The following is a 7,116-nucleotide window of genomic DNA, read 5'->3' as shown; positions in this document are numbered from 1 at the left end:
ATCGAGAAGTTAAACAAAATTGTGGTATTGAACGCTGTCAGGCTCGCACGAGCCGAGCGCAAAGAAATCATATTTTTCTCGCTATTTCTGCGTGGTTTGAACAACATAAACGTCGTATATCTGAAAAAATAACCCTTTATCAACAAAATTGGGACGTAATCAAAAATGCTATTGCTGAGCACATCCGTGTTTTATTAGCGTACCCAAATTAGTTTTGTGCGAAACTCGTGTACAATTTAAAGATGAAGAATTTCAGGATAAACCAAAGGGTATTAATATTAAATATCGTTATGAAATTGATAATCACTGGGGTTTTATTGGTTCGTTAACTTATACTAATCAAGAAGATTATTTGAAAATTTATGATATTAAAGTTGCTAATGTAGATATAATTTATTCTTCATTAAGTTTTGGTCCTAGCTATCGTTTTAATCGCTATATTAGTCTTTATGGCTTAATTGGAGCGGCTCGTGGTAGAGTTGAGGCAAAATTAGCATTTGCAAATGCTTTTAAAGACACTGAAATTGAATTAGTTTATGGTGCGGGTTTACAAATTAATCCGGTGGAGAATTTAGCTATTGATGTTACTTATGAACATACCAAATTATCTTTTGAACATACTAATTTAAAAAATATAAAAGTCGGCACATGGATGCTTGGTGTTGGTTACCGGTTCTAATTTGATTAGCACAATAAAAACTCACTACAAGTCATAATTAATTGATTTGTAGTGAGGGAATAGGGTGTTTATGCAATTTTAAAAATAATTTATTTTATCGCACGAATAGATTAGTTTTTTATTTTAATAAATAAACTTAATACAAATAAAGCACTGGCACAGATCACAACTGAGGGCCCTGCTGGTGTATCGTAATAGGCAGACAGAGCAAGTCCTGCTGTCACGGCAAACATACCGATAATAATAGCAACTACTGCCATTTGCTTTGGTGTTTTGGCAAATCGTCTACCAGTAGCGGCAGGAATAATTAATAATGATGTAATAATTAAAGCCCCAACAAATTTCATGGCAATACCTATGGTAAGGGCAGTAACCAGCATTAATAATACCTTAAGCTGCTGTATTTTTACGCCATCAACAAAAGCTAAATCCTGATTAACTGTTATTGACAGTAAGTTACGCCATTGCCAGACAATAATTGAGCAAACAATAGCAACACCTATCGCGATTGAAAAAATATCCTCGCTGGTTACCGATAATAGATCACCAAATAAATAAGCCATCAAATCCATACGAACATTGTCCATTAAACTGACGACGACTAATCCAAGTGATAAGGCACTATGCGCCATTATGCCTAATAGGGTATCGATGGCCAGATGTGGACGCTTTTCTAGCCAGGCTAATAAAATTGCAAGAAGAAGGGTGATAGCAATAACGGCATAAAACAGATTAACATTGAGTAATAAACCAAAAGCGATACCAAGTAATGAAGCATGAGCGAGAGTATCACCAAAATATGACATACGCCGCCAGACAACGAAAGAGCCTAGTGGTCCTGCGGCAATGGCTAACAGCATACCGGCTAACCACCCAGGTAGTAATAGTTCAATCATGATGACAGTTCCCTGTAGGTTTATCATCAATCTCATTATTTAAATCGCATTGATGATTATGATGATGGTGGCGATAGATACCGATCTGTTCTATCCCACGATGGCCGAACATAGCAATAAATTCGGGATCTAAAGCCACATCCTCTGGCCGGCCAGAGCAGCATATTTGTTTATTAATACAGAGTACTTTATCAGTTTTTACCATCACAAGGTGGAGATCATGTGAAATCATAAAAACAGCACAATTTGATTCGGTACGAATATTATCAATTAGATTATATAAAGCGACTTGACCATTGATATCTACGCCTTGTGTAGGTTCATCTAAAACAAGTAATTGTGGTTGATTCAGTAAAGCACGGGCAAGCAGAACACGTTGAGTTTCCCCGCCTGATAGTTTTTGCATTTGTTGCTCGATAAGATGATCTGCGCCAACACGTATTAAAGCAGGAATAATATTAGTAGTTTTTACCTCAGGTTTTAATGTCATAAAACGTTTAACGGTCAAAGGCATTGTCATATCCAGCGATAATTTTTGTGGCACATAACCGATGCGTAATTTGGCTTGGTAAATTATTTCTCCTTGACTAGGGGTAATTAGGCCGAGAAGTATTTTAGCTAGCGTAGATTTACCAGCACCATTTGGCCCCAATAGTGTTAATATTTCTCCAGCATATAGATCAAAGGAGATGTTTTCGACAATTTGGTGTGAACCAAAACTAACAGCAATATTTTTTAAGCTTAATAGCGTTTGCATGGTAAATAATTCTTGCAGGATGGTTAAAGTGTTATAATATAACATTATCAAAATTAGTCTATGGAAACTATTCTATGTTACACAAAACAAAAAAAATTGTTCAAAAAATTATGGGAAAAAAATGCATTCTTGCTGGACTATTACTCAGTTTCTTATCTACTACTCAAGCTGATGTAGTTACGTCAATTCGTCCGTTAAGTTTTATTGCCGCAGCCATTACTAATGGTGTTACTGATGTACAAATATTATTACCTGATGGTGCTTCACCCCATGATTATGCTTTAAAACCTTCCGATTTGGAAAAGATCAAAACTGCTGATCTTTTCATTTGGGTTGGCTCAAATTTAGAAACTTTTTTAGAGAAACCATTAGCACAATTACCCACTGAAAAACGGATCACATTAGCTGAAGATCCAGCTATAAAAGCACGTTTACTGAAAAGCAGCGAAGATAGCACAGTGGTAAATAATAAAAATTCTCATGGTCATCATCATGATCATGATGAGCATCATTCAGATGGTGAGTATAATATGCACATCTGGTTGTCACCAGACATTGCACGTATTGCTGCTAACATTATCCACCACCGATTAGTCGCTTTATATCCTAAATATAAAAAACAGTTGGACGTAAACCTTCGTAAATTCGATGAGAAATTGACGCAAACTGATCAAAATATTGCTAAGATGTTACAGTCGGTTGGAGATAAGCGATATTTTGTTTTTCATGATGCTTATGGTTACTTTGAAAAACGCTATCATTTAGCCTCATTAGGTTATTTTACTATTAATCCTATCATTCAGCCTGGCGCCCAAAGACTATATCAAATAAGAACAATGTTGGCTCAGAAAAAAGCAGTTTGTGTTTTTGCTGAACCACAATTCAGGCCAGCGGTGATTAAAGCTGTTATAAAAGATACCGATGTATATATGGGGACATTAGATCCATTAGGGAGCGGCATCGGATTAAGTAAGGATAGCTATGTGGAATTTTTAACAGCGTTATCTAATCAATTTAAAAGCTGCTTGGATAAGAACTAGAAGGAATTTAATACGTGCAGCAGATGGCGAAGACTATCGTTCAGGTATATGGCAATTTGCCTAAACCGCATAAAATTATGCTAGGCACATTAACCATAGCAACATTGGCTGTCGCAATTTGGCGGCCTGTTGTTATTCAACCCGATGATAAAGATGAAAATATTTCTCAAGAATCATCGCCAATAAAACCAGGTATTATTCTTGGTAGTAAAGATAAAAGTGAAACTAATACCAGCCAAGTAGATAACTCGGATACTGATGATATTATCACCGATAGCAGCGAACAGTTACCTGATGAAGGGGTAACTGATGAAAAGGGAGCTGATACACCTGATGAACATGTTGTTTCAAACGGTGATAATCTGACTAGTATTTTAACTCAGTATGGTTTAGATGCTGGTGATGTGGCAGCTCTTTCTAATCAACACCGAGCGTTACGGAATTTGCAAATAGGGCAAACGTTAAGCTGGGAATTGAATAAAGATGGAGAATTACAGGCCCTAACATGGATTATTTCACAGCGAGAAACACGTGTTTATACTCGCCAAGGTGCCTCTAGTACTTTTAATGAAGAGAAGCAAATTCGTCAAGGTGTTTGGGCTGATAAGGTTATCCAAGGTAAAATAAACGGTAATTTTACCTCTAGTGCAGTTAATTCAGGCTTAACATATAACGAAGCACGTGAAGTGTCTAAAGCACTACAATGGCAGATCGATTTACGTAAGCTAAAGTCAGGTGATAAATTTTCGGTCTTGTTAAGTCGTGAAATGCTTGATGGTCACAGTGAACAGAGTCGATTGTTGGGGGTTCATTTATTAACTAATGGTAAGAATTACTATGCCTTTCGAGCTGAAAATGGTCGCTATTATGATAGTGAAGCTAATGGCTTAGAACGCGGTTTCTTACGTTATTCTACAGCCAAAACCTTTAGAGTATCTTCTCCTTTTAGTTTGCGTCGTATAAATCCAGTAACAGGGCGTCCAGCTCCTCATCAGGGAGTTGATTTTTCTATGCCCGTCGGGACACCAATATTAGCGGTTGGTGATGGTGAAGTTATCGTGGCGAAATATAGTGGAGCGGCCGGTAATTTTATTGCTATTCGTCATGGGCGTCAGTATACCACTCGTTATATGCATCTACGTAAATTATTGGTTAAACCAGGTCAGAAAGTAAAAAGAGGTGAACGCATAGCATTATCAGGTAATACTGGACGTACTACCGGCCCTCATCTTCATTATGAGTTATGGTTTAATCAGCGCGCAGTTAACCCATTAACAGCTAATTTACCTCACTCAGGTGGATTAACAGGTAAAGATCGTCAACTCTTTCTGGCATCCGTTAAAGAGAATAAATCGAAGCTGGCAAGCAATTAATATGATTTTTGTTAGCTAATTAGGTTGTGAAATAGCATTTTATTTACTGCCATAATTATTTTCTGTAAATCATAAGGTTAATATTATAATGTATTTTAGATTTTTATACGTTGTATTTGAGTGTACTAATGAATAAAGAACAGGATACAGATAGCAAACTTGGTTATATTCCTACCTTTCATCGTATTTACCTACATCCCAGATATTGGGGGATGTGGGTTGGTGCATTGCTATTAGCTGGAACAGCTTATTTGCCTATTAAGTTACGCGATCTGTTACTGGCAAAAATGGGTAAGTTAATTGGTAAGTTAGCAAAAGGCTCGCGTAGGCGGGCAAAAATTAATTTGCTTTATTGTTTTCCAGAATTGACGGAGCAGCAAAGAGAGAAATATGTTGATGAAATGTTTGCTGTAGCACCGCAATCTTTTGCAATATTAGCCGAATTAGTTTTACGCGGCGTAGATAAAACTTTAGCACGAACTCATTGGCATAATGAAAAAATTATTGAACAATTAAAAGAGCAACAGCGTAATATTATTTTTATGGTACCTCATGGTTGGGCGGTTGATATTCCAGCCATGTTATTAGCGGCTCGAGGTCAAAAAATGGCAGCCATGTTTCATCATCAAAAGGATCCTGTGGCTGATTATTTATGGAACAAAGCACGTCATCATTTTGGTGGTCGTTTACATTCTCGTGAAGCGGGCATTAAACCTTTTATTACTAGTGTCAGGCAAGGTTATTGGGGATTTTATTTACCAGATCAAGATCATGGTGAAGAACATAGTGAGTTTGTTGATTTTTTTGCAACCTATAAAGCAACCTTACCGGCAGTAGGGCGGTTGATGAAGGTTTGTAAAGCGGAGATTGTGCCATTATTTCCGGTTTATGACTATAAAGCTCACCAATTACATATCTATATTCGTGAGCCAATGGCTGATATTGCTGGGCAAAGTAATCACTATATTGCCAGGCGCATGAACGAAGAGTTGGAATATTTAGTTAAACCCTATCTGGCACAATATACCTGGATATTAAAATTATTAAAAACGCGTAAAGCCGGCGAGATAGAGCCTTATTGCCGCGATGATCTTTATTAATAAAAAATACCGCTTGATAGCTAATCAAGCGGCGTAAGATAGCAATAAAATTATTTATAATATATTTTTACTTTTTTTATCCCATAATAAATGTAATAAAAAAATAATATTTTTGATGAAATAAGACATATTAATAAAAACAATTAGATATTTTGTCAGTCAGTTAAATTATGGCTAAGAAACTAATTAATTAAGTTTATAAAATTTTTGTTTTATATTTTCATCAAAATAACCTTTTCCTTTATAAGTCTCAAGTGTGACGATCCCTTCGGATGCTTTAATGCCTGCATCCTGGTGGTTAGTTAAATGTTTGGTGGTAATATTTATTGAAGATGGGATAATATATTCATTATTCTTAATAACGCCTAAAGCAGAAATTATATGTTTATTAGAAATATTGTCTGCTTTAATCGACATAACACCTATCTCCGCCTTGTATGATTGCCAGCAACGTATTCGTAAGACATAAAAAAGGCTATCAATATAGGTGCGTTAAACGCACCTAGGGGATTTTATTCGATGAGATAATATCGATTCGGTATTAGCTCATAACTTCTAAAATCAATTATGAAATACCGCCACTTCTGATTTTGAGTCGCATCACACCAATATCAGGGAAACCCGCTTCTTCTTGGCGGGCTTTTTTTATATTTGGAGATGCTGGATGTGTGTTCCCCTAAATATGGCAAGGTCAGAGATATTGGGGCATCCAGCTATAAAATTATAGCGGATATTTTTAAATATGTCCGTCAGGACATTTAAGGCGGCAGATTGAAATCGCAAAGATAACCGAATGGAAAACCGCCGAAGCCAGGGGGGGACTTATCGGGTAGCAGGAAACCCCGCGCTTGCGCATCCTTCATGCTCGCCTGTTACGGCGCACTTAAAGTGCCTGAACGATGGGTTCCTCCGCCTGAAAATGTCCGTTATCTCAGTGCACTTCTTCGCCGACGTGATGCGATTGTTACCGACAGAACCCGTGGCCCATTCCCAGTCGAAACGCAACAAACCCATAAAACGTTATGCAGCCATTAGATGAGCTAAAAATACTTCATTTGGAGAAAAATAGCCCAACGATTTTCGTCCCCGAGTATTAAGTATATGCTCAAGTTCTGCAATCTCGTTGTCCGTGACTGAGTTGAAGTCCGTTCCTTTTGGGTAAAAACGGCGGATAAGTCCGTTACTGTGTTCATTTAAACCACGCTCCCATGAGTGATAAGGCCTGGCAAAGAAGACATTAGCACCGGTGATCTCAGTTATCTGTTTATGCA

The 7,116-nt window shown here is 37.2% G+C and carries 9 protein-coding genes and 1 pseudogene; 6 read left to right on the top strand and 4 right to left on the bottom strand.

What is annotated here, in order from left to right; all coding sequences use genetic code 11:
* A pseudogene (locus tag CBG25_RS19440) lies at positions 1 to 212 on the top strand (hypothetical protein); the annotation flags it as partial.
* A gap of 2 nt (positions 213 to 214) precedes the next feature.
* Positions 215 to 679: an Ail/Lom family outer membrane beta-barrel protein gene (locus CBG25_RS19435; protein WP_290608707.1), complete on the top strand. Its 465-nt coding sequence runs from the start codon at positions 215 to 217 to the stop codon at positions 677 to 679.
* A gap of 110 nt (positions 680 to 789) precedes the next feature.
* Here CBG25_RS19435 and znuB read toward each other — a convergent pair whose 3' ends face one another.
* Together znuB and znuC are read right to left on the bottom strand one after the other, a co-directional pair.
* Positions 790 to 1,575 (bottom strand): zinc ABC transporter permease subunit ZnuB, encoded by a 786-nt coding sequence (gene znuB, locus CBG25_RS19430; protein ID WP_290608711.1) that lies wholly within the window; start codon positions 1,573 to 1,575, stop codon positions 790 to 792.
* On the bottom strand, positions 1,568 to 2,332 hold the full coding sequence (gene znuC / locus CBG25_RS19425) for a zinc ABC transporter ATP-binding protein ZnuC (protein WP_290608709.1): 765 nt from the start codon (positions 2,330 to 2,332) through the stop codon (positions 1,568 to 1,570). The genes znuB and znuC overlap by 8 nt, the downstream gene beginning before the upstream one ends.
* 74 nt (positions 2,333 to 2,406) lie before the next feature.
* Here znuC and znuA point away from each other — a divergent pair, with 74 nt between their 5' ends.
* The 3 genes from znuA (at position 2,407) to lpxM (ending at position 5,845) form a co-directional block, all read left to right on the top strand.
* Positions 2,407 to 3,372, top strand: coding sequence for a zinc ABC transporter substrate-binding protein ZnuA (gene znuA, locus CBG25_RS19420; protein WP_290608705.1), 966 nt, complete (start codon positions 2,407 to 2,409; stop codon positions 3,370 to 3,372).
* A gap of 23 nt (positions 3,373 to 3,395) precedes the next feature.
* The gene (gene mepM / locus CBG25_RS19415) at positions 3,396 to 4,745 is read left to right on the top strand and encodes a murein DD-endopeptidase MepM (protein ID WP_290608703.1); all 1,350 of its coding nucleotides are present in this window, start codon (positions 3,396 to 3,398) and stop codon (positions 4,743 to 4,745) included.
* 128 nt (positions 4,746 to 4,873) lie between these two features.
* Positions 4,874 to 5,845, top strand: a complete 972-nt coding sequence (gene lpxM / locus CBG25_RS19410) for a lauroyl-Kdo(2)-lipid IV(A) myristoyltransferase (RefSeq protein WP_290608701.1) — start codon at positions 4,874 to 4,876, stop codon at positions 5,843 to 5,845.
* 186 nt (positions 5,846 to 6,031) lie between these two features.
* Here lpxM and CBG25_RS19405 read toward each other — a convergent pair whose 3' ends face one another.
* Entirely contained in the window at positions 6,032 to 6,262 is a 231-nt protein-coding gene (locus CBG25_RS19405; RefSeq protein ID WP_290608699.1) for a hypothetical protein, read from the bottom strand.
* 471 nt (positions 6,263 to 6,733) lie between these two features.
* Between CBG25_RS19405 and CBG25_RS19400 the strand changes: the two genes are divergently transcribed.
* Entirely contained in the window at positions 6,734 to 6,880 is a 147-nt protein-coding gene (locus CBG25_RS19400) for a hypothetical protein (RefSeq protein WP_290608697.1), read from the top strand.
* On the opposite strand, the gene CBG25_RS19395 is transcribed toward CBG25_RS19400, so the two are convergent.
* A partial coding sequence (locus CBG25_RS19395; RefSeq protein WP_290603699.1) for an IS30 family transposase occupies positions 6,866 to 7,116 on the bottom strand: 251 nt, incomplete at its 5' end. The two genes, CBG25_RS19400 and CBG25_RS19395, sit on opposite strands and share 15 nt — an antisense overlap.

The organism is Arsenophonus sp. ENCA (assembly GCF_002287155.1).
In the GTDB taxonomy this organism is placed as follows: domain Bacteria; phylum Pseudomonadota; class Gammaproteobacteria; order Enterobacterales; family Enterobacteriaceae; genus Arsenophonus; species Arsenophonus nilaparvatae.
Note: the sequence above shows the minus strand (reverse complement) of the source record. Positions and strands in the feature narration are given on the sequence as shown.